This window comes from Hylemonella sp. GW821-FHT10B10 (assembly GCF_059415585.1).
Window position 1 is genome coordinate 1,150,098 of sequence record NZ_JBWKNN010000001.1, and the last position, 18,837, is coordinate 1,168,934.

The 18,837-nt window shown below is 66.6% G+C and carries 15 protein-coding genes; 7 read left to right on the forward strand and 8 right to left on the reverse strand.

Going from position 1 to position 18,837, the window contains the following annotated elements:
• The first annotated feature begins 100 nt into the window (after positions 1-100).
• Positions 101-1,684: an alkaline phosphatase D family protein gene (locus AC07NT_RS05660; RefSeq protein WP_498597413.1), complete on the forward strand. Its 1,584-nt coding sequence runs from the start codon at positions 101-103 to the stop codon at positions 1,682-1,684.
• A gap of 12 nt (positions 1,685-1,696) precedes the next feature.
• Here the strand turns inward: AC07NT_RS05660 and serB are convergent, their stop codons facing one another.
• From serB to mfd, 4 genes are all read right to left on the reverse strand, one after another.
• A complete protein-coding gene (gene serB, locus AC07NT_RS05665; RefSeq protein ID WP_498597412.1) occupies positions 1,697-2,407 on the reverse strand; it encodes a phosphoserine phosphatase SerB in 711 nt (236 codons plus the stop codon).
• A 40-nt stretch (positions 2,408-2,447) separates the two neighbouring features.
• Positions 2,448-2,957 (reverse strand): DUF4405 domain-containing protein, encoded by a 510-nt coding sequence (locus AC07NT_RS05670; RefSeq protein WP_498597411.1) that lies wholly within the window; start codon positions 2,955-2,957, stop codon positions 2,448-2,450.
• A gap of 108 nt (positions 2,958-3,065) precedes the next feature.
• Positions 3,066-3,680 carry a hypothetical protein gene (locus tag AC07NT_RS05675; protein WP_498597410.1) on the reverse strand — a complete coding sequence of 205 codons (615 nt, stop codon included), beginning with the start codon at positions 3,678-3,680 and terminating at the stop codon, positions 3,066-3,068.
• A 6-nt stretch (positions 3,681-3,686) separates the two neighbouring features.
• On the reverse strand, positions 3,687-7,196 hold the full coding sequence (mfd, locus tag AC07NT_RS05680) for a transcription-repair coupling factor (protein WP_498597409.1): 3,510 nt from the start codon (positions 7,194-7,196) through the stop codon (positions 3,687-3,689).
• 102 nt (positions 7,197-7,298) lie between these two features.
• Here mfd and ispD point away from each other — a divergent pair, with 102 nt between their 5' ends.
• Positions 7,299-8,009 carry a 2-C-methyl-D-erythritol 4-phosphate cytidylyltransferase gene (gene ispD / locus AC07NT_RS05685; RefSeq protein WP_498597408.1) on the forward strand — a complete coding sequence of 237 codons (711 nt, stop codon included), beginning with the start codon at positions 7,299-7,301 and terminating at the stop codon, positions 8,007-8,009.
• Entirely contained in the window at positions 8,006-8,482 is a 477-nt protein-coding gene (gene ispF, locus AC07NT_RS05690; protein ID WP_498597407.1) for a 2-C-methyl-D-erythritol 2,4-cyclodiphosphate synthase, read from the forward strand. The genes ispD and ispF overlap by 4 nt, the downstream gene beginning before the upstream one ends.
• A 15-nt stretch (positions 8,483-8,497) precedes the next feature.
• On the opposite strand, the gene AC07NT_RS05695 is transcribed toward ispF, so the two are convergent.
• Positions 8,498-9,829, reverse strand: a complete 1,332-nt coding sequence (locus tag AC07NT_RS05695; protein WP_498598498.1) for a sensor histidine kinase — start codon at positions 9,827-9,829, stop codon at positions 8,498-8,500.
• A gap of 134 nt (positions 9,830-9,963) precedes the next feature.
• Entirely contained in the window at positions 9,964-10,695 is a 732-nt protein-coding gene (gene ompR, locus AC07NT_RS05700) for an osmolarity response regulator transcription factor OmpR (RefSeq protein WP_498597406.1), read from the reverse strand.
• Positions 10,696-10,857: 162 nt separating this feature from the next.
• Between ompR and AC07NT_RS05705 the strand changes: the two genes are divergently transcribed.
• Positions 10,858-11,580, forward strand: coding sequence for an SIMPL domain-containing protein (locus AC07NT_RS05705; RefSeq protein WP_498597405.1), 723 nt, complete (start codon positions 10,858-10,860; stop codon positions 11,578-11,580).
• 113 nt (positions 11,581-11,693) lie between these two features.
• Positions 11,694-14,186 (forward strand): protein kinase domain-containing protein, encoded by a 2,493-nt coding sequence (locus tag AC07NT_RS05710; protein WP_498597404.1) that lies wholly within the window; start codon positions 11,694-11,696, stop codon positions 14,184-14,186.
• A 5-nt stretch (positions 14,187-14,191) separates the two neighbouring features.
• On the opposite strand, the gene AC07NT_RS05715 is transcribed toward AC07NT_RS05710, so the two are convergent.
• Positions 14,192-14,968, reverse strand: a complete 777-nt coding sequence (locus AC07NT_RS05715) for a 3-hydroxybutyrate dehydrogenase (protein ID WP_498597403.1) — start codon at positions 14,966-14,968, stop codon at positions 14,192-14,194.
• Between the two features lie 86 nt (positions 14,969-15,054).
• Between AC07NT_RS05715 and AC07NT_RS05720 the strand changes: the two genes are divergently transcribed.
• The gene (locus tag AC07NT_RS05720; RefSeq protein WP_498597402.1) at positions 15,055-15,954 is read left to right on the forward strand and encodes an alpha/beta fold hydrolase; all 900 of its coding nucleotides are present in this window, start codon (positions 15,055-15,057) and stop codon (positions 15,952-15,954) included.
• 7 nt (positions 15,955-15,961) lie between these two features.
• Positions 15,962-18,190 (forward strand): RelA/SpoT family protein, encoded by a 2,229-nt coding sequence (locus AC07NT_RS05725; RefSeq protein WP_498597401.1) that lies wholly within the window; start codon positions 15,962-15,964, stop codon positions 18,188-18,190.
• Positions 18,191-18,240: 50 nt separating this feature from the next.
• Here AC07NT_RS05725 and AC07NT_RS05730 read toward each other — a convergent pair whose 3' ends face one another.
• Positions 18,241-18,765, reverse strand: coding sequence for a hypothetical protein (locus AC07NT_RS05730; RefSeq protein WP_498642662.1), 525 nt, complete (start codon positions 18,763-18,765; stop codon positions 18,241-18,243).
• Positions 18,766-18,837 lie beyond the last annotated feature (72 nt).

Below are 18,837 nucleotides of genomic sequence, written 5' to 3' on the forward strand. Positions count from 1 at the left end.
TCACATCCCCGGTGCTGTCAACCGCGCTCCGCCGGGCGGTCAGGCCTGTCATGGGGGCATGGCATGATGGCCGCCAACCTGTTTTCCCCACGGCCTACCCATGCACCAGGAATCTCCCGACCGCCGCCAGCTGCTGCGCCTGGCCGCCGCGACCGCCACTACCCTCTGGCTGCCCCGCAGCGCCTGGAGCCGTACGCTGCGGCTCACGCAGGACCCTTTCGGGCTGGGCGTGGCCAGCGGGGCGCCGACGCCCGAGGGCGTGGTGATCTGGACGCGCCTGCATTTCAGCCTGAAACAGCGCGACGACATCACCCTGCGCTGGGAAGTGGCCCACGATGAGGGTTTCAAGCGCATTGCGCGCAGCGGCCAGGTGCAGGCCGTGCCCGCCCTGGGCCATGCCGTGCATGTCGAGGTGGAGGGCCTGGAGCCGGACCGCTGGTATTACTACCGTTTCATGCTGGGCGAGGCCGTGAGCCCGGTGGGGCGCACGCGCACCTTTCCCCGGCCCGATGCCAGCCCGAAGAGCCTGCGCCTGGGTTATGCCTCCTGCCAGCGCTGGGAGCACGGGCACTATGCAGCCTGGCGCCATATGCGCGAGGAAAAGCTCGACGCCGTGCTCTTCCTGGGTGACTACATCTACGAATACCCTGGCGCGTCGAACGCGGTGCGCGCCGTCAGCGGCGGCTGGGTGCGCACGCTGGACGAGTACCGCGACCGTTACGCCCTGCACAAGAGCGATGCCGAGCTGCAGGCCATGCATGCGGCCTGCCCCTGGCTGCCGACCTGGGACGACCACGAGGTGCAGAACGACTACGCCGGTGTGCACGAGGGCACGGGTGTGCCGGTGCTGGGCACGGTGGAGAACTTCATGGAGCGCCGAGCTGCCGCCTACCAGGCCTGGTACGAGCACATGCCCGTGCGCAGCACGGTGCTCACCAGGGCCCTGGCCGGGCTGGCGCAGGGCGCCGAGATGCGCATCTACCAGCAGTTGCCCTACGGCCGGCTGGCCACCTTGCACATGCTCGACGGCCGCCAGTACCGCGACCGCCAGGCCTGCCTGAAGGACGGCAAACCCGGTAGCCACCTGGTGGACCCGGCCAAGTGCGAGGAATGGACCGATGCCAGGCGCAGTTACCTGGGCGCGGCGCAGGAGCAATGGCTGGACGGGGCGCTGGCACGGTCGGCGGGGCGCTGGAACGTGATCGGGCAGCCCACGCTCTTTGGCATGCGCGATGGCAAGCCCGGCCCCGGCCAGCGCCTATGGAACGATGGCTGGGACGGCTACACCCCCACCCGCACGCGCGTGACGGATGCGCTGCAGCGGCACAAGGTGTCCAACCCGGTCTTCCTGGGCGGGGACGTGCACGAGAACTGGGTGGGCCACGTCAAGGCCGACTACGACCGTGCCGACAGCGCGACCGTGGGCGTGGAGTTCTGTGGCACCAGCATCAGCTCACGCTCCAGTGCGAGCGCCGTGGAGAAAACACCCGAGCGCCTGGCCGAGAACCCGCATTTTGTGTTCGGTGATGCCGAGTACCGCGGTTACGGCGTGGCCGAGTTCACGCCAGGCCGCTTGAGGACCACGCTGCGTGCCGTGAAGGACGTGACGAAGGCGGATTCCGCGGCGTTCACGCTGGCAAGTTTCGAGGTGGCCGACGGCCAGCGGAAGGTCGAACGCGCCTGAGAGCGAAAGACCTTAGCGCAGGATGTCCAGCAGGCGGTCCAGGCCGCCGCTGTGGATGGCCACCATGGCCTGCTCGCGTACCTTGGGCTTGGCGTGGTAGGCCACGGACAAACCTGCCGCGCCCATCATGGGCAGGTCGTTGGCGCCATCACCCATGGCGATGGCCTGCTGCGGTCGGATGCCCAGCCGTTCGCAGGTCTGCAGCAGCGTGCGCTGTTTCTCGGCGCCGTCGCAGATGTCGCCCCAAGCCTGGTTCACCAGGCGGCCGGTGAGCACACCGTGCTCGATTTCCAGCACATTGGAGCGGGTGTAGTCGATGCCCAGCAGCTCTTGCACGTGGTCGGCGAAGAAGGTGAAGCCGCCACTGACCAGCAGCACCTTCATTCCAGCGCGTTTGCAAGCGGCCACCAGTTCAGCCGCGCCCGGGTTCAGGCGCAGGCGCTCGCGCTTGACGGCTTCGAGGTCGGCCACGGTCACGCCCTTGAGCAGGGCCACACGGCGGCGCAGGCTGTCCTTGAAGTCGGTGATCTCGCCGCGCATGGCGGCTTCCGTGATGGCGGCCACCTCGGCCTTGCGGCCCACAGCGTCGGCGATCTCGTCCACGCACTCGATGTTGATCAGCGTGGAGTCCATGTCGAAGGCGATGAGCTTGTAGTCGCTCAGCTTCAGGGGCGGCGTGACGCCTTGCAGCGTCAGGCCGGGGGCAAATTCGGTCGCGGTCATGCCCCGATTATTGCGGATCGCCCGCGGGTGGGGCCGGGGCTCAGGGCTGGGCTGCCGGCAGGATATGCCGCAGCACGCCCATCTGCGCGCGCAGTTCGGGGCCGACCAGGTCCTGCAGTGACTGGCGCTCGTCCTGGGGATTGAGACCCGCCGCGCCGAGACGGCGCTGCAACTCATCGGTCGACAGGCCCGCCACCTGGGCCAGCAGGGGCAGCGGGGCCTGGGCGAGCGCATGCACGACGGGGGCGAAGGCGGGCTCGGGCTTGCGGCTCTTGCCGGGTACCGAGAAGAAGCTCAGCGCCAGCACGACGACGGCCACTAGCAGGATCCAGCGCGCCGTGGGTTGCTTGAAATAGCGCTTGAAGGCGGGCAGGTTCAGCAGAACGTGCAGGACGATGGCCGCGAGCAGGAGCCAGCTCAACCACTCGTGCGCCAGCTTGTTCAGGCCGCTGTCGAGGTGGAAGAACATCAGGGTGCCGGTGACGGCCGAGAGCAGGAAGGCGCCGAATACGAGAGGTGTGATCCAGGGGCGATGGGGATTGAGGTTCATGGGACAGGGTAGCGATGGAGCAGCTTCCCAGTGTGGCCAAGCAGAATGAAGAAGTACGGCGGGGGTGTGAACCCGGGGTAAATCCCCGAGGTTTCGTGCGCCGCGGCTTCAGCTGTGCTCGAGGTACAGGCGGTCGGACCAGGTGGCCAGCCACTGGGGCCGGTAGGCGACGAAGACGGCGGTGAGCAGGCCGGTGACGACCGCATCGCCCCAGGCCATGAGCCAGTGGGCTACCCAGGCCAGTTCGTCGCCGACGCCGGGCAGGGTGTGGCCGGCCCAGTGCGCAAGCAGGTTGCTGAGGAACAGACAGAGCGCGGTACCCAGGAAGGCGCGGCCCAGCACGTACACAAAGGGTTGGTGGGGCGCATAACGGCGCAGCAGGCCGCCCAGTCCCAGCGCGAGCGTGGCCGGCAGCAGGCCCTGCCAGAAGGTCAGGCCGATCACGACATCGGCCGGGACCGAGGCGACCAGCCAGGTCAGCAGGCCGACCAGCACCAGCGTGGGAACCGCCAGTGGCCAGCCCAGGCACAGCACCGCCAGGCACGCGCCAGACCACTGGAGTTGCAGGCTCACATGCTGGCGCAGCGGCAGGGACCACAGCGCGGGCAGGATCACCAGGGTCGCCAGCCAGGGGGTGAGCAGGCCCGGGCGCGTGAGCATGCGCCAGGGCTGCAGCCACAGTGCGGGCGCCAGAATCAGCAGCAGGAGCAGCAACTCCAGCATGTGGGATCAGGCCTTGAGGGGCTGGGCAGCGTCGGCGCGCGGGGTGCCCAGGCTGCGCAGCACGTCACGCACCAGATGGGCGCGCGACTTCGGGTCGGGCAGCTCGCGTTCGATACGCAGTTTCTCGTTGCCGGCCAGCTTGATGTGCTTGTTCTTCTGCACCAGTTCGATCACCTTCATGCCGTCCACCGGTGCATCCTTCTTGAACGTGATGGTGATCAGGTGGGGCGCGGCGTCAACCTTGACCACGCCATAAGGCTGGCTGATGACACGCAGGCGGTGCACGTCGATCAGCGTTTGGGCCTGGGGTGGCAGCTTGCCGAAGCGGTCGACGATCTCTTCCATGAGCGCGTCGATCTGTTCGGTTTTCTTCGCGGTGGCCAGCTTCTTGTAGAAGGACAGGCGCATGTGCACGTCGCCGCAATAGTCGTCGGGCAGGAGCGCCGGCGCGTGCAGATTGATGTCGGTGGTGACGCTCATGGGCGAGAGCAAGTCCGGCTCCTTGCCTTCCCGGAGGCTCTTTACCGCCTCGCTGAGCATCTCGTTGTAGAGCTGGAAACCCACCTCCAGCATATTGCCGCTCTGGTTTTCACCGAGCACCTCGCCGGCACCGCGGATCTCGAGGTCGTGCATGGCGAGGTAGAAGCCTGAGCCCAGCTCTTCCATGGCCTGGATAGCGTCCAGGCGCTGGCTGGCCTGCTTGGTCAGGCTTTCCTTGTCGGGCACCATGAGGTAGGCATAGGCCTGGTGGTGGCTGCGGCCCACGCGGCCGCGCAGCTGGTGCAGCTGGGCCAGGCCGAACTTGTCGGCGCGGCTGATGACGATGGTGTTGGCCGAGGGCACGTCGATGCCGGTCTCGATGATGGTCGAGCACAGCAGCAGGTTGGTGCGCTGGGCCACGAAGTCGCGCATCACGGCTTCGAGCTGGCGCTCGGGCATCTGGCCGTGGGCCACGCCGATGCGAGCTTCGGGTAGCAGTTCCTCGAGCCGCGCGCGGCGGTTCTCGATGGTCTCGACCTCGTTGTGCAGGAAATAGACCTGGCCGCCGCGCTTGAGCTCACGCAATACGGCTTCGCGGATCACGCCCTTGTCCTCGTTGCGTACAAAGGTCTTGATGGCCAGACGGCGTTGCGGCGCAGTGGCGATCACGGACAGGTCGCGCAGGCCTTCGAGCGCCATGCCCAGGGTGCGCGGGATGGGGGTGGCCGTCAGCGTGAGCACGTCGACCTCGGCACGCAGGGCCTTGACGGCTTCCTTGTGGCGCACGCCGAAACGGTGCTCCTCGTCGATGATGAGCAGGCCCAGGTTCTTGAACTTGGTGTCCTGGCTCAGCAACTTGTGTGTACCGACCACGATGTCCACGCTGCCGTCGGCGATGCCCTTGAGCGCGGCCGTGATCTCCTTGCCCGAGCGGAAGCGGCTCATCTCGGCCACCTTCACAGGCCATTTGGCGAAACGGTCCACCAGGGTCTGGTAGTGCTGTTCGGCCAGCAGCGTCGTGGGTGCGAGGAAGGCCACCTGGCGACCACCTGTGACGGCGACGAAGGCGGCACGCAGCGCGACCTCGGTCTTGCCGAAACCCACGTCGCCGCAGACCAGGCGGTCCATGGGACGGGGGCTCACCATGTCCTGCACCACGGCGTGGATGGCGGCACGCTGGTCGGCGGTTTCCTCGAAGCCGAAGTCGTTGGCGAACTGCTCGTAGTCGCGCGGCGAGAAGCGGAAGGCGTGACCTTCGCGCGCGGCGCGGCGGGCGTAGATGTTGAGCAGCTCGGCCGCCGCATCGCGGATCTGCTGGGCCGCGCGGCGCTTGGCCTTGTCCCATTGACCCGAGCCCAGGCGGTGCAGTGGGGCCTCGTCGGCACTGACGCCGGTGTAGCGGCTGATGAGCTGCAGCTGGCTGACGGGCACGTAGAGCACGGCGTTGTCGGCGTATTCGAGGTGCAGGAATTCCTGCATCTCGGGGGTGCCGTCGTCCTGCAGCTGGCCACCCACGTTCATATTGACCAGCCCGCGGTAACGGCCGATGCCATGGCTGGCGTGCACCACGGGGTCGCCCACCTTGAGCTCGGACAGGTCCTTGATCAGCGATTCGACATCGCTGACCTGTTCCTGTTTCTTGCGCCGGCGTGTGCTGGGGCCGGCGGCGAAGAGCTCGGTCTCGGTGACGAAATCCAGGCCTTCGTCGGTCCAGGCAAAACCGACATTCACGGCGGCTGTGGCGATGCCCAGTTTCTCGTCGCTGGCCTTGAACTCTTCGAGGGAGTCGAAAGCGGGCGGAATGACGCTGCTGGCGCGCAGGAAATCGAGCAGGCTTTCGCGGCGGCCATCGCTTTCGGCCAGCAGCAGCACTCGGTGCTGGGTGTTGCGGACATGGTCCTTGAGCTTGGCCAGCGGGTCCTCGGCGCCGCGCACCACGGTGAGCTCGGGCAGGGGATCGAACTCGGCCACGCCCTCGGCGTTACCGGGGCGGATGGCCAGTTGGGCATGGGCGTTGGCCAGGCTGAAGAACTGCTCGATGCCGAGAAAGAGGGCCTCGGGTGGCAGCGGGGGGCGCTCGGGCTCACCCTGGGCCAGGCGATAGCGTTCCTTGGTGTCCTGCCAGAAACGTTGCAACGCGGGCTCCAGATCGCCATGCAGCACCACGGTGGCGGCCTGTTCCGTGCCGCTGCCAAGGTAGTCGAAGACGCTGGCGGTCTGCTCGAAGAACAGTGGCAGGTAGTACTCGATGCCGGCGGTGGCGACGCCGTTGCCGATGTCCTTGTAGATGCGGCTCTTGGTCGGATCGCCTTCGAGCAGTTCGCGCCAGCGGCGGCGGAACAGGGCGCGGGAATCCTCGTCCATGGGGAATTCGCGCCCGGGCAGCAGGCGCACCTCGGGCACGGGGTAGAGGCTGCGCTGGCTGTCCGGATCGAAGGTGCGGATGGAATCGACTTCGTTGTCGAACAGGTCCACCCGGAAAGGCACCGGCGAGCCCATGGGGAAGAGGTCGATCAGGCCGCCGCGCACGGCGTACTCGCCGGGGCTCACGACCTGTGTCACGTGGTTGTAGCCGGCCAGGGTGAGTTGGCTGCGGAACTGGGCTTCGTCCAGTTTCTGATTGGCCTTGAAGGAGAAGGTATGGGCGGCCAGGAAACCGGGGGGTGCCAGGCGGTACAGGGCCGTGGTGGCCGGGATCAGCACGATGTCGGTCGTGTCTTCGGGCTTGCCCTTGCCGTGGTTGTACAGGCGCCATAGCGTGGCCAGGCGTTCGCTGATCAGGTCCTGGTGCGGCGAGAAGGTGTCATAGGGTAGGGTTTCCCAGTCGGGAAACATGGCACAGCGCAGGTCCGGGTTGAAGAAGGCGATTTCGTCGATCAGGCGCTGGGCGTCGGTGGCATCGCCGCAGACGATGGCGAGCAGACGGCCGGCCGCCTGCTCGCGCACGGCGAGGCGGGCCAGCAGCAAGGCGTCGGACGAGCCCGTGGGGCGGGGCAGGGTGTAGCGCTTGCCGGTCTGGAGTTTGGGAAGGTCCATCAGGAGTCAGGTACGAAAACGCAAAAACCCCCTGCGCGGATTGCGGGGGGTGTGTGAGACGTATTTTAGTGGAGTTGTGCCATCTAGAATGGCAACTCTCCCATGCGCGACACATCTTCTCACCCCGCGGCCCGTTACTGGGCCCTGATCCCCTGCGCCGGCACCGGTTCACGCGCGGGTGGCCCCGGCCCCAAGCAGTACCAACCCGTGGCGGGCCAGCCCATGGTGCGGCACACTCTGGCGGCCTTTGCCGCCGTGCCACAACTGCAGCGTACGCTGGTGGTGGTGGCACCGGATGACCGCTTTCTTGAACCTGAGGCCAGCGCTACCTACACGCTGGCTGATTGCGGCGGCGCCACGCGCGCAGCCACCGTGGCGAATGGCCTGGCGGCGCTGCGCAGCCTGGGAGCGGGCGAAGGCGACTGGGTGCTGGTGCACGACGCGGCACGCTGCCTGGTTACGCCGGAACAGATCACGCAACTGATAGAGGCTTGTGCGCAGGACGACGTGGGCGGCCTGCTGGCGCTGAAACTGCCCGACACGCTCAAGCAGGAGCGGGACGGGCGCGTGGCGAGCACGCTGGCGCGCAGCGACAAATGGCTGGCGCAGACGCCGCAGATGTTCCGCCTGGGCCTGTTGCAGCGCGCTTTGCAGCAGAACGGCGCGGAAGTCACCGACGAATCCTCGGCCATCGAGGCGCTGGGCCTGGCGCCGCGCCTGGTGAGCGGCAGCGCCCAGAATTTCAAGGTGACCTATCCGGAGGACTTTGCCCTGGCCGAGGCGGTCCTCAATGCGCGCAGGAGCAAGACATGAATTTCCGCATCGGTGAGGGCTGGGATGTGCATGCTCTGGTCGAGGGGCGCAAGCTCATCCTCGGCGGCATCGAGATTCCCTACGAGAAGGGCCTGCTGGGCCATTCGGATGCCGATGCCCTGCTGCACGCCATCACCGACGCGCTTTTCGGTGCGGCGGGCCTGGGTGACATCGGGCGTCATTTCCCCGACACCGATGCGACCTTCAAGGGGGCTGATTCGGGCGTGCTGCTGGCCGAGGCCGCGGCACGCGTGCGGGCCCAGGGCTGGTTGATCGGGAATATCGACAGCACCATCATCGCCCAGGCGCCCAAGATGGCGCCCCACATCCCGGCCATGCGCGAGCGCATTGCAGCCCTGCTGGGTCTGTCCGCTGATCGGGTCAATGTGAAGGCCAAGACGGCGGAAAAGTTGGGCCCCGTGGGCGAGGGACTGAGCATCGAGGCCAGGGCCGTCGTGCTGCTGACACGCTAGTTCGGGTGCCTGCGTTCAGGCGCGAGGCTGCTTGAGCTGGATGCGGACGGTGAAACCGCCCGTGCTGCTGTTGCCCAGGCCGAACTTGCCGCCCATGCGACGCACGGTCTTGTCCACGATGGACAGCCCCAGGCCCGCGCCCGTGGCCGCGGTGCGCGCCTCGTCGCCACGGTAGAAGGGTTTGGTCAGGTTGGGCAGGTGTTCGGGCGCCACGCCCAGGCCATGGTCGCGAACGCGGATCTGCACCAGCTGGTCGCGCGCGCGCGTGGTGATGTCCACGGTGGTGATGCCGGACTCCGGGTCCTTGCCGTAACGGCGCGCGTTTTCCACCAGGTTGGAGATAACGCGACCGAGTTCCACCGTATCGGCGAGCACCGTGACGTTGTCCTGCAGGTCCAGGTTGAACAGCATGTCCGGGCGGTCCTTGAAGGCGAACAGGCTGGCGCGGATGACTTCGTTGAGGTTGACCGGGCTCAGGCGTACATGGTCGGGGCGCGCGTAGTCGAGAAACTTGTCGATGATGGCGTCAAGCTGTTCCAGGTCGTCCACCATGTGGGCCTGGGCGTCCGGATCGGTGACACTCATCTCGGTTTCCAGGCGCAGGCGCGAGAGCGGCGTGCGCAGGTCGTGCGAGATGCCAGCCAGCATGACGGCACGGTCCTGCTCGATCTTGGCCAGGCGTTGGGCCATGCGGTTGAAGCCGATGTTGACCTGGCGGATTTCGGTGGTCTGTACGCGCTCGTTGAGGCGGCTGGCGGCGAAATCACCTTCGCGGATGCGGCTGGCGGCAAAGGAGAGCTGCTTGAGCGGGCGGTTGATCAGGCGCGCGATGATGGCCGCGCCGGCCAGCGAGAGCAGGGCGCCCGTGCTCAGCCAGATCAGCCAGGTCTTGTTGGCGGTCTGGTTAAAGCGTTCGCGGTCGGTCTGCAGCCAGTAGTTGTCTCGGTCGATCACAAAACCCACCCACAGACCGGGTTTGCCGTTGACGCTGTTGGCCACCACCGTGCCAGGTCCCAGTCGCGCCGTCAGTTCCTGGTTGATGCGCCGGTTCACGCTGTCGGTATCGAAAGGCTCATAGCGGTCGGTGGGCTCGCGCGGCACCACCCGCACCCCCTCTTTCTCGGTGATGGTCTTGATCAGCGAGACGCGCATGATGGCGTCGGAGTGCACCAGTGCGGCGCGGCTGAGGTTGACCAGGGAGGCGATCTGTTGCGCTGTCTGGATGGCGCGCGGTTCGAACTCCAGCGCACGCAAGGTCTGCAGCCAGGCCAGGATGCTGCCGAAGAGCAGCAGGGCGAGCAGGAAGAAGGTGCGCCAGAAGAGGCTCAGGCCGCTGTGATCGCGCAGTTCACCGTCGAGTTCGGCCGGTGAGCTCTCCGGTGGCGAGCCGCCCTGCTGCTCCTCGGTCAGCCCGGATTGCCAGCGCGAGGGATCCAGCAGCGAAGGGTGCAGCAGGGTGGGGGAGCGGCGACTGCGGAAGATCAACCTGCACCGTCCGGTACGAAGACGTAGCCCACGCCCCAGACCGTCTGGATGTAGCGCGGTACGGCCGGGTCGATCTCGATGAGCTTGCGCAGGCGCGAGACCTGCACGTCCAGGCTGCGGTCGAAGGGCTCGAACTCGCGCCCGCGTGCCTGCTGGGCCAGCTTTTCACGCGACATGGGCTGGCGAGGGTGGCGCACCAGCGCCTTGAGCATGGCGAATTCGCCGGTGGTCAGGGGCAGTTCCTCGCCATCCTTGCGCAGGGTGCGCGCGCCCATGTCGAAGGTATAGGGACCGAAGACAACGACCTCCTGGTCACCTGAAGGTGCACCAGGGGCCTCCAGCGTCGGGCGGCGGCGCAACACGGCGTTGATGCGCGCCAGCAGCTCGCGCGGATTGAAGGGCTTGCCCAGGTAGTCGTCGGCGCCGACTTCCAGGCCGACGATGCGGTCCACGTCCTCGACCTTGGCGGTCAGCATGATGATGGGGGTCTTGTCGTTGGCCGCGCGCAGGCGGCGGCAGATGGACAGGCCGTCCTCGCCGGGCATCATGAGGTCCAGCACGATGAGGTCCACGGTTTCGCGCAGCAGGATGCGCGTGAGGGACTTGCCGTCCTCGGCCTGGAAGACCTCGAAGCCCTCCTGCGTCAGGTAACGGCGCAGCAGATCGCGTATGCGTGCGTCGTCGTCGACCACGAGGATCTTGTCAGTACGGCTTGAAGTGGACGTCATGTTCTATGCTCAGCCTTGGACGGTTTACGTGCTGTGAATTCTGCCGGTCGCCGCAGGCTCTCTGCCTCGCAGAGGCCTGACTTTGACATACTGTTACAAATCTTGGCGCGATGCGCAAGTGCGTGGACGCAAGAATGCCCAATTCATCTAGGAGTCTCCCTCATGACAGCCGTTTCTGCTTCTCTTCGTGCCCTGCTGCTGGGTGTCAGCCTGGGGGCGGCCTTGGTGCCTGCCGCCCAGGCCCAGCTGGGCCCTACGCCGCGCGATGTCGTTCAGTTCACGGCCACGGCCACCCTGGAAGCGCGTCAGGACCAGCTCAGCGTGACCTTGCGCGCCACGCGCGAGGGGGGCGACCCCACGGTGGTGCAGCAACAACTCAAGACGGTGCTGGATGTGGCCCTGGCCGAAGCGCGTCCCGCCGCCCAACCCGGGAGCCTGGAGGTGCGCAGCGGCAATTTCAGCCTCTACCCCCGTACCAACCGGGACGGCCGCATCAGCACCTGGCTGGGCACGGCCGAACTGGTGCTGTCCGGCAGTGATCTCGAGCGTATTGCGGCCCTGGCTGGTCGCATCCAGGGCATGGTGGTGGTGCAGACGGTCTTCGGCCTGAGCCGTGAACAGCGGGAAAAGCTCGAGCAGCAGGCCCAGGCCCAGGCCATCGAGCGCTTCCGCGCCCGCGCGGGGGAGATCGCGCGTGGTTTCGGCTTCAGCACCTACAGCCTGCGTGAGATCAACATCAACAGCCAGGAGCTGGGCGCGCAGATCCGCCCGCGGTTCATGGCCATGGAGGCCAAGGCCAGCGTGGCCTCGGATGCGCCCTTGCCGGTGGAGGCGGGGCAGGCCCAGGTGCAGGTTACCGTCAGCGGGGCGGTGCAGTTGAAGTAAGCAGGTAAGCAAGTACCAAACTAGGGAAGGCCCGGGGCTTGCGCGGTGCCTTGGCGGGCCTACACTGGCGGGGGGGAGGTCTGCATAACATCCACTTCACAGCCCAGGCCAACATGTTGCCCCTGCCCACCTTCCAGAACCCGAAGCGTCCCGTCGTGGCATTGCCTGAGCCCAAGGTGGGCGACAGCATCGGGCGCTTCCAGCTGCGGCGACTGATTGGCCAGGGCGGGCAGGCGACGGTCTGGCTGGCCTTCGACCCCCGCCTGGAGCGTGAGGTGGCCATCAAGCTGCTGCGGCCTGAGCAAGGGGCAGACGCCGCGCTGGTGCACCAATGGTTGCAGGAAGCGCGCAGTGTCAGCCGCCTGAACCATCCCAATATCATCCCGGTCTTCGAAGCCGATGTGCAGGAGCAGCAGCCCTACCTGGTCTTCGAATACGTGCCCGGCCAGACCCTGGCGACCATCCTGCACCAGCGCGGGGCCCTGCCACCGGCTGAAGCGGTGGGCCTGATGGTCGAGGTGCTGGAGGCGCTGGCGGCCGCCCATGCGGCCGGCATCGTGCACCGCGACCTCAAGCCCTCCAATGTGCTCGTCGACGCCGCCGGCCGCGCGCGGGTCATGGATTTCGGCATCGCAGTGCGTGTGCAGGAGAGTGATGCGCAGGGGGCACCATCTGGCCAGGCTACCGGTGGCACGCCGGGTTATATGTCGCCCGAGGCCACCACCGGGGCACCCGCCACGCCTGCCATGGATCTTTTTTCCGCCGCCGTGGTCCTGGTCGAGATGCTCAGCGGGCGACGACTGATCGACGAGCGCGATCCCTGGCGCGCCATGCAGCGCGTGGCCCTGGAGGACCTGCAGTTGCCCCCCGATCTGGGCAGCGATGCTGACGATGCGTTGCGTGCCATCCTGCTGCGCGGCCTGATGCGTGACCCGCGCCAACGCCATCCCTCGGCCCAGGTGTTTCGCGACGAGCTCAAGAAATGGCTGCGTCCGGTGACAACACCATTAAGTGACGCCAAGGACAAGGGCAGCAGCGGAACGGTCGAGTTCCTGCTGCGGCGCATGCGCCACAAGAGCGATTTCCCGGCCATGTCGGGCTCCATCGTGCGCATCCAGAGCATTTCCAGCTCGGACCGCGAGAGTCTGGCGACCCTGACCAACGAGATCCTCAAGGATGTGGCCCTGACCAACAAGCTGCTGCGTGTGGTCAACACCGCGCAATACGCGCGAGGCGGGCCCATCAGCACGGTGTCGCGCGCGGTCACGCTGGTGGGGTTCAACAACATCCGCAATATGGCGCTCAGCCTGGTGCTGCTGGAACACATGCAGGACAAGGCGCACGCCAACCTGCTCAAGGAGGAGTTTCTGCGCTCGCTGATGGCCGGTGCGATTGCGGTCGAACTCAGCCCCGTGCGCAGCGAAGGGGAAGAAGCCTTTCTGGGCGCCATGTTCCAGAACCTGGGGCGGCTGTTGACCGAGTACTACTTTCCCGAGGAGGGGCGCGCCGTGCGTGCCCTGATGTCGGGCAAGGAGCCCCTTTCCGAAGACAGCGCCGCCATCACCGTGCTGGGCATCACCTACGAAGAACTGGGGGTGGGCATCAGCAAGGCCTGGAACCTGCCCGAGAGCATCCAGCACTGCATACGCAAACCGTCCGGCCCACCGCCGTCGACACCCCCGAAGGAGCTCGAGGACCGGCTGCGCTGGATTGCGCTGGCTTCGAACGAAATGGCGGATGCTCTCCTGCACACGGAAACCAAGTCTGTACAGGCCAAGGTGACGCTGGTGGGCCAGCGCTATGCGCGCGGCATCGGCATCGACAACAAAAGCGTGGAGTTCGCGACCCAGCGCGCACGTGACAAGCTGGCCGAACTGGCCCGGGCCATGGAGTTCAAGGTGGCGCCTGATTCCCCGGCGGCCCGTCTGTTGAACACAGGATCCAACGGCGCTGCCGCAACGCCGCAACCCGCGACCCTGTACGAAGCGGGCGGGGGAGACGCCTTTCACGACTCCGTGGGTTCCTTTGAGTTGCACGCCACCCAACCCGTGACGCCCGAGCAGATCGCGGCCCTGGCCCAGGAATCACAGCGTGTGGCCGAGATGCTGGCCGCGGGTATCCAGGACATCACCAACGCCATGGTCGAGGACTTCAAGCTCAGCGACATCCTGCGCATGATCCTGGAGACCATGTTCCGCGCCATGGGCTTTCGCCAGATCGTGTTTTGCATGCGCGATGCCAAGCAGGACGCACTGACCGGGCGCTTTGGCCTGGGGCCTGGCGTGGAGCGCATCGTCAAGTCCTTCCATATCCCGCTGAACCCCCAGAAGAGCGACCTGTTCTCTGCGGTCTGCAGCAAGGGGGTCGACACCATGATCAGCGACGCCAGTGCCGCACGCGTGGCCGAGCGCCTGCCGGGCTGGTACCGCGAAGCGGTGCACGCATCGTCGTTCCTGCTGTTGCCTTTGACGCTCAAGGGTGCCCCCTTCGGTCTGATCTATGCCGACAAGGGCGAGCAGGGCGAACTGCAGCTGGGGGAAAAGGAACTGGCGCTGTTGCGGACCTTGCGCAACCAGGCGGTGATGGCGTTCAGGCAGTCGAGCTGAGCGCTCTATTGCGCCACCCAACCCCCATCCATATTCCAAGCCACCCCCCGCACATTGTTGCCCGCAGGTGAGCAGAAGAATACGGCGAGCTCGCCCAGTTCGTCCGGCGTGGTGAACTGCATCGAGGGTTCTTTTTCGCCCAGCAGCAGTTTCTTGGCCTCCTCATTGGAGATCTTCAGGGCTGCGGCCTTGGCGTCGACCTGTTTCTGCACCAGCGGGGTCAGCACCCAGCCCGGGCAGATGGCGTTGCAGGTCACTCCCGTGGTGGCGTTCTCCAGCGCGGTCACCTTGGTCAGGCCCACGACACCGTGCTTGGCCGCGACATAGGCCGATTTCTCGGCCGAGGCCACCAGGCCATGCACGGAAGCCACGTTGATGATGCGGCCCCAGTTGGCCGCGCGCATGGCCGGCAGGGCCAGGCGGGTGGCGTGAAAGGCGCTGGTCAGGTTGATGGCGATGATGGCGTCCCAGCGCTCGGTGGGAAAGTCCTCGATACGTGCCACGTGCTGGATGCCGGCGTTGTTGACCAGGATGTCTACGCGCTTACGGCCGAACTGGCTGGCCGCGAATGTCATCATGTCCTCGATCTCGGCAGGCTTGCTCATGTCGGCGCCGTGGTAGTTCACCTTGACCCCCAGGGCAGCGATCTCGGCCTTGGGACTTTCGACATCACCGAAACCGTTGAGCACGATGTCGGCGCCCTGGCGGGCCAGGGCCTTGGCGACGCCCAGACCGATGCCGCTGGTGGAGCCGGTGACGAGAGCGGTTTTACCTTTGAGCATGCTGATATCTCCGATGCAGTTGAGGACTGTACGTTTGAATTAGGATGATGCCAAGAGCATCCGATGATTTGTGATCTGATTTCACCATGTCCGAACCTACGCTGAACTACGTAAGCTGCCCCGACGCCTCCGGCGGGCACCGCATGGCCTACTGGCAATGGGGCCGCCCTGAAGCGGGGCATGTGGTGGTCTGCGTGCACGGCCTGTCGCGCCAGGGGCGCGATTTCGATACGCTGGCCAGGGCCCTGTGCGAGCGCAGTGGCGGTGCCATTCGCGTGGTCTGCCCCGACGTGGTGGGCCGTGGCCGCAGCGACTGGCTCAAGGATCCCGCCGGCTACCAGATTCCGGCCTACGCGGCCGACATGGGCCTGCTGCTGGCGCAGCTGCAGGCGACCACGCTGGACTGGGTGGGCACCAGCATGGGGGGGCTGATCGGCATGGTGCTGGCCGGCCAGCCGAAGCTGCCTTTTCATCTGCGCAAACTCGTGCTCAATGACGTGGGCCCGATCATCTCCTGGCAGGCCATCCAGCGCATCGGCGAGTACCTGGGTGCGCCCATCCGTTTCACCTCCGTCGAGCAGGCGGCCGATGCGCTGCGCCTGATCTCTGCGGGATTCGGGCCGCACACGCGCGAGCAGTGGCTGGCGCTGACCCAGCCCATGCTGAAGCCCGCCACCGATGGCGCGGGCGGTTTTGTGCTGCATTACGACCCGGCCATCGCCGTGCCTTTCCGCGCCCTCACGCCCGAATCCTCGGCCCAGGGTGAAGCCGTGCTGTGGCAGCTCTATGACGCCATCCGCGCCGACACGCTGCTGCTGCGTGGCGTCGATTCCGACATGTTCGCTCGCGAGACGGCCCTGGCCATGACGCAACGCGGCCCGCGCGGGCGTCTGGTCGAGTTCCCCGGCGTCGGCCATGCCCCCACCCTGGTGGCCGCAGACCAGGTGCAGGTTGTCTGCGACTTCCTGCTCGGTACCGGCAACTGAGTTCTCCATGAAAAGCCATGCCTCCGAACTGCCGGGCAGCGAGCCGGTTTCTCCGCTGATCGCCGCCACCGCTCACAGCCTGCCGGAACAGGCCCATGCCCTGGCGCGCGCGCGCGCCTTCGCCGAACCCCTGCTGGCCAGCGAGGTGCTGGACACGGGCGAGAATACCCTGGCGCATGCCGATGCCGTGGCCGTCGTCCTCAGGTCCATCGGTGGGTCCGAGGCCATGCAGGCCGCCTGCTACCTGGTCTATGCCTGCGCCCACCTGAACAAGCCGCAGGAAACCATCGCCAAGGCCTTCGGCGAGAGTTATGCCGAACTGGCCGTGGAGACCACCAAGCTGGTGCAGGTGCAGCGTCAGGCGCGCGCCGCCCAGCTGGCGGCCGAACGCAGCGGCACACCGGTGCCCATGGCGCAGACCAGCGCCATGCAGACCGAAAACGTGCGCAAGATGCTATTGGCCTTCTCGCGCGACCTGCGCGTGGTACTGCTGCGCCTGGCCTCGCGCCTGCAGACCCTGCGCTATTTCGCTGCCACCAAGCAGGCGGTGCCGCCGGGCCTGGCCGCCGAGTCGCTCCATGTCTTCGCGCCGCTGGCCAACCGCCTCGGCATCTGGGAGATCAAGTGGGAGATGGAAGACCTGTCCTTCCGCTTCCTGGAGCCCGGCACCTACAAACAGATCGCCGGACTGCTGGATGAAAAACGCATCGAGCGCGAGGACTATGTGACCCGGTTGCGCGAGCGCCTCGAAACCGAATTGCGCGGCCAGGGCATCGCGGCCCAGGTGCAGGGCCGGCCCAAGCACATCTACAGCATCGTCAAGAAGATGCGCGGCAAGTCGCTGGACTTCGACCACGTCTACGATGTGCGCGCGCTGCGCATCATCGTGGGCTCCGTGCCCGACTGTTACGCCGCGCTGAGCTGGGTGCACAGCCAGTTCACCCCCGTGACCGAGGAGTTCGACGACTACATCGCGCGACCGAAGGCCAACGGTTACCAGTCCCTGCACACCATCGTGCGGGATCGGGAAGGTCGTCCGATCGAGATCCAGATCCGGACCCAGGCCATGCACGAACACGCCGAGCACGGCGTGGCCGCGCACTGGGCCTACAAGGAAGCCGGCAGCAAGGGTTATGCGGGCGTGACGGCCGATAGCGCCTACGACGCCAAGATCGCCGTGCTGCGCCAGTTGCTGGCCTGGGAACGCGACCTCTCGGGGCCGCAACAGGCCCAGGGTGTGTTCGAGGACCGCATCTACGTGCTCACGCCCGATGCCGCCATCGTCGAGTTGCCCCAGGGGGCCACGGCGGTGGACTTTGCCTATAGCGTGCACACCAACCTAGGCCACCGCTGTCGCGGCGCGCGGGTGGACGGCGCCATGGTGCCGCTGAACACGCCGCTAAAAAACGGTCAGACGGTGGAGATCGTCACGGCCAAGGAGGGCGGCCCCTCACGCGACTGGCTCAATGCCGAACTCGGCTTCTTGGTCAGCCCGCGTGCGCGCAGCAAGGTGCGCGCCTGGTTCAACGCCCAGGCCACGCACGAGACCATCGCGCGCGGACGCGAGGCCGTGGAAAAGCTGTTGCAGCGCGAAGGCAAAACGGCCACCAAACTGGATGACCTGGCAAGCCAGCTGGGCTTCAATTCGGCCGACGCCCTGTTCGAGGTGGTGGGCAAGGACGAGTTTTCCCTGCGCAGCATCGAGGCGGTGCTGCGCCCGGCCGAGCCACTGCTGCCCCCGGATGAACACGCGCTGCTCAAGAAGATCCGCACGGGAAGCAGCAGCCGCGGCGGTGTGCTGGTTGTGGGGGTCGATTCCCTGCTGACGCAACTGGCCAAGTGCTGCAAGCCGGCGCCGCCCGACGAGATCCGGGGCTTTGTTACCCGTGGCAAGGGTGTCAGCGTGCACCGCGCCGATTGCAGCAATCTGCAGCAGCTGGTGACCCGGCATGGCGAACGCGTGATCGAGGTGGAATGGGGGGTACCCAAGGGCGGCGAGACCCCGCTCTATCCGGTGGACGTGTCGATTGAAGCTTCCGACCGGCAAGGCCTGCTGCGCGACATCCTGGAGATCTTTGCCAAGGAGAAATTCAACGTGATCGGCGCCCAGACCCAGACCATCAAGGGCGTGGCGTGGATGACGCTGACGGTGGAAATCTCGGACTCTGGGCGGCTGGAGAAGGTGCTGGCGACTGTGGCAACCTTGTCCGGGGTGCGGACAGCACGCAGACGCTGAGCCTTTCCCGACGGGGCTGGCGTGACCCTGCCGCGTGGTCTGGCCAGGGGTCAAATCGCGCGGTTCAGGTCCACGTCCAATCCGGCCTGTTTCATCGCACGGGCCAGCAGCAGATGCCACAAGCCCGCGCCGTCCATGGGTACGCTCGCGACCCCGTCCCAAGGCAGGGGTTTGGCCGCAGGGCCGGGCACCAGGAAAAAGACCCGATCTTTGCCCACGGTTCCCAGCAGGAAACCAAGCTCCATCAGCAGCCCGGGCGACAGGGCCTTGAGCCCGCCGGCCGCCGTGTCCAGGGCCTCGGCCGGCAGGAGAACGATGGCGTAGTGCAGATCGACCAGATGTTCGAGCCGGTTGAAGAAGGCGCCGCCACTCGGATTCGAGAGCTCCGGCAGGAAGGCGGGCTGCAATCCCAGTTGCTTGATGAGGGTCAATGTGGCATCGCGGACCTGTGCATCGTGGACGACGACCGTGACGCGGATGTTGGCCGGGGAGGCTGAGACAGCGGGTCGGGAGGTGACCGCAGGCTGTGGTGTCGGCGCCTTGATGGGCGCCGGCGCGGGAGCGGGTGTAGGCATGGGGACAGGCTCTGGTGCAGCTTGGGGCTTGGGGGTGGGGGGCACAGGAGCAGGAGCAGGAGCTACTGGTGT

Excerpts from the sequence above, each read along its gene's own strand:
- mfd (WP_498597409.1), bottom strand. The coding sequence starts at position 7,196 with ATGGACCTTCCCAAACTCCAGACCGGCAAGCGCTACACCCTGCCCCGC.
- ompR (WP_498597406.1), bottom strand. The coding sequence starts at position 10,695 with ATGACGTCCACTTCAAGCCGTACTGACAAGATCCTCGTGGTCGACGAC.
- AC07NT_RS05710 (WP_498597404.1), top strand. The coding sequence starts at position 11,694 with ATGTTGCCCCTGCCCACCTTCCAGAACCCGAAGCGTCCCGTCGTGGCA.
- ispD (WP_498597408.1), top strand. The coding sequence starts at position 7,299 with ATGCGCGACACATCTTCTCACCCCGCGGCCCGTTACTGGGCCCTGATC.
- AC07NT_RS05670 (WP_498597411.1), bottom strand. The coding sequence starts at position 2,957 with ATGAACCTCAATCCCCATCGCCCCTGGATCACACCTCTCGTATTCGGC.
- AC07NT_RS05720 (WP_498597402.1), top strand. The coding sequence starts at position 15,055 with ATGTCCGAACCTACGCTGAACTACGTAAGCTGCCCCGACGCCTCCGGC.
- AC07NT_RS05660 (WP_498597413.1), top strand. The coding sequence starts at position 101 with ATGCACCAGGAATCTCCCGACCGCCGCCAGCTGCTGCGCCTGGCCGCC.
- ispF (WP_498597407.1), top strand. The coding sequence starts at position 8,006 with ATGAATTTCCGCATCGGTGAGGGCTGGGATGTGCATGCTCTGGTCGAG.
- AC07NT_RS05725 (WP_498597401.1), top strand. The coding sequence starts at position 15,962 with ATGAAAAGCCATGCCTCCGAACTGCCGGGCAGCGAGCCGGTTTCTCCG.
- AC07NT_RS05705 (WP_498597405.1), top strand. The coding sequence starts at position 10,858 with ATGACAGCCGTTTCTGCTTCTCTTCGTGCCCTGCTGCTGGGTGTCAGC.
- AC07NT_RS05730 (WP_498642662.1), bottom strand. The coding sequence starts at position 18,765 with ATGCCTACACCCGCTCCCGCGCCGGCGCCCATCAAGGCGCCGACACCA.
- AC07NT_RS05675 (WP_498597410.1), bottom strand. The coding sequence starts at position 3,680 with ATGCTGGAGTTGCTGCTCCTGCTGCTGATTCTGGCGCCCGCACTGTGG.
- AC07NT_RS05715 (WP_498597403.1), bottom strand. The coding sequence starts at position 14,968 with ATGCTCAAAGGTAAAACCGCTCTCGTCACCGGCTCCACCAGCGGCATC.
- serB (WP_498597412.1), bottom strand. The coding sequence starts at position 2,407 with ATGACCGCGACCGAATTTGCCCCCGGCCTGACGCTGCAAGGCGTCACG.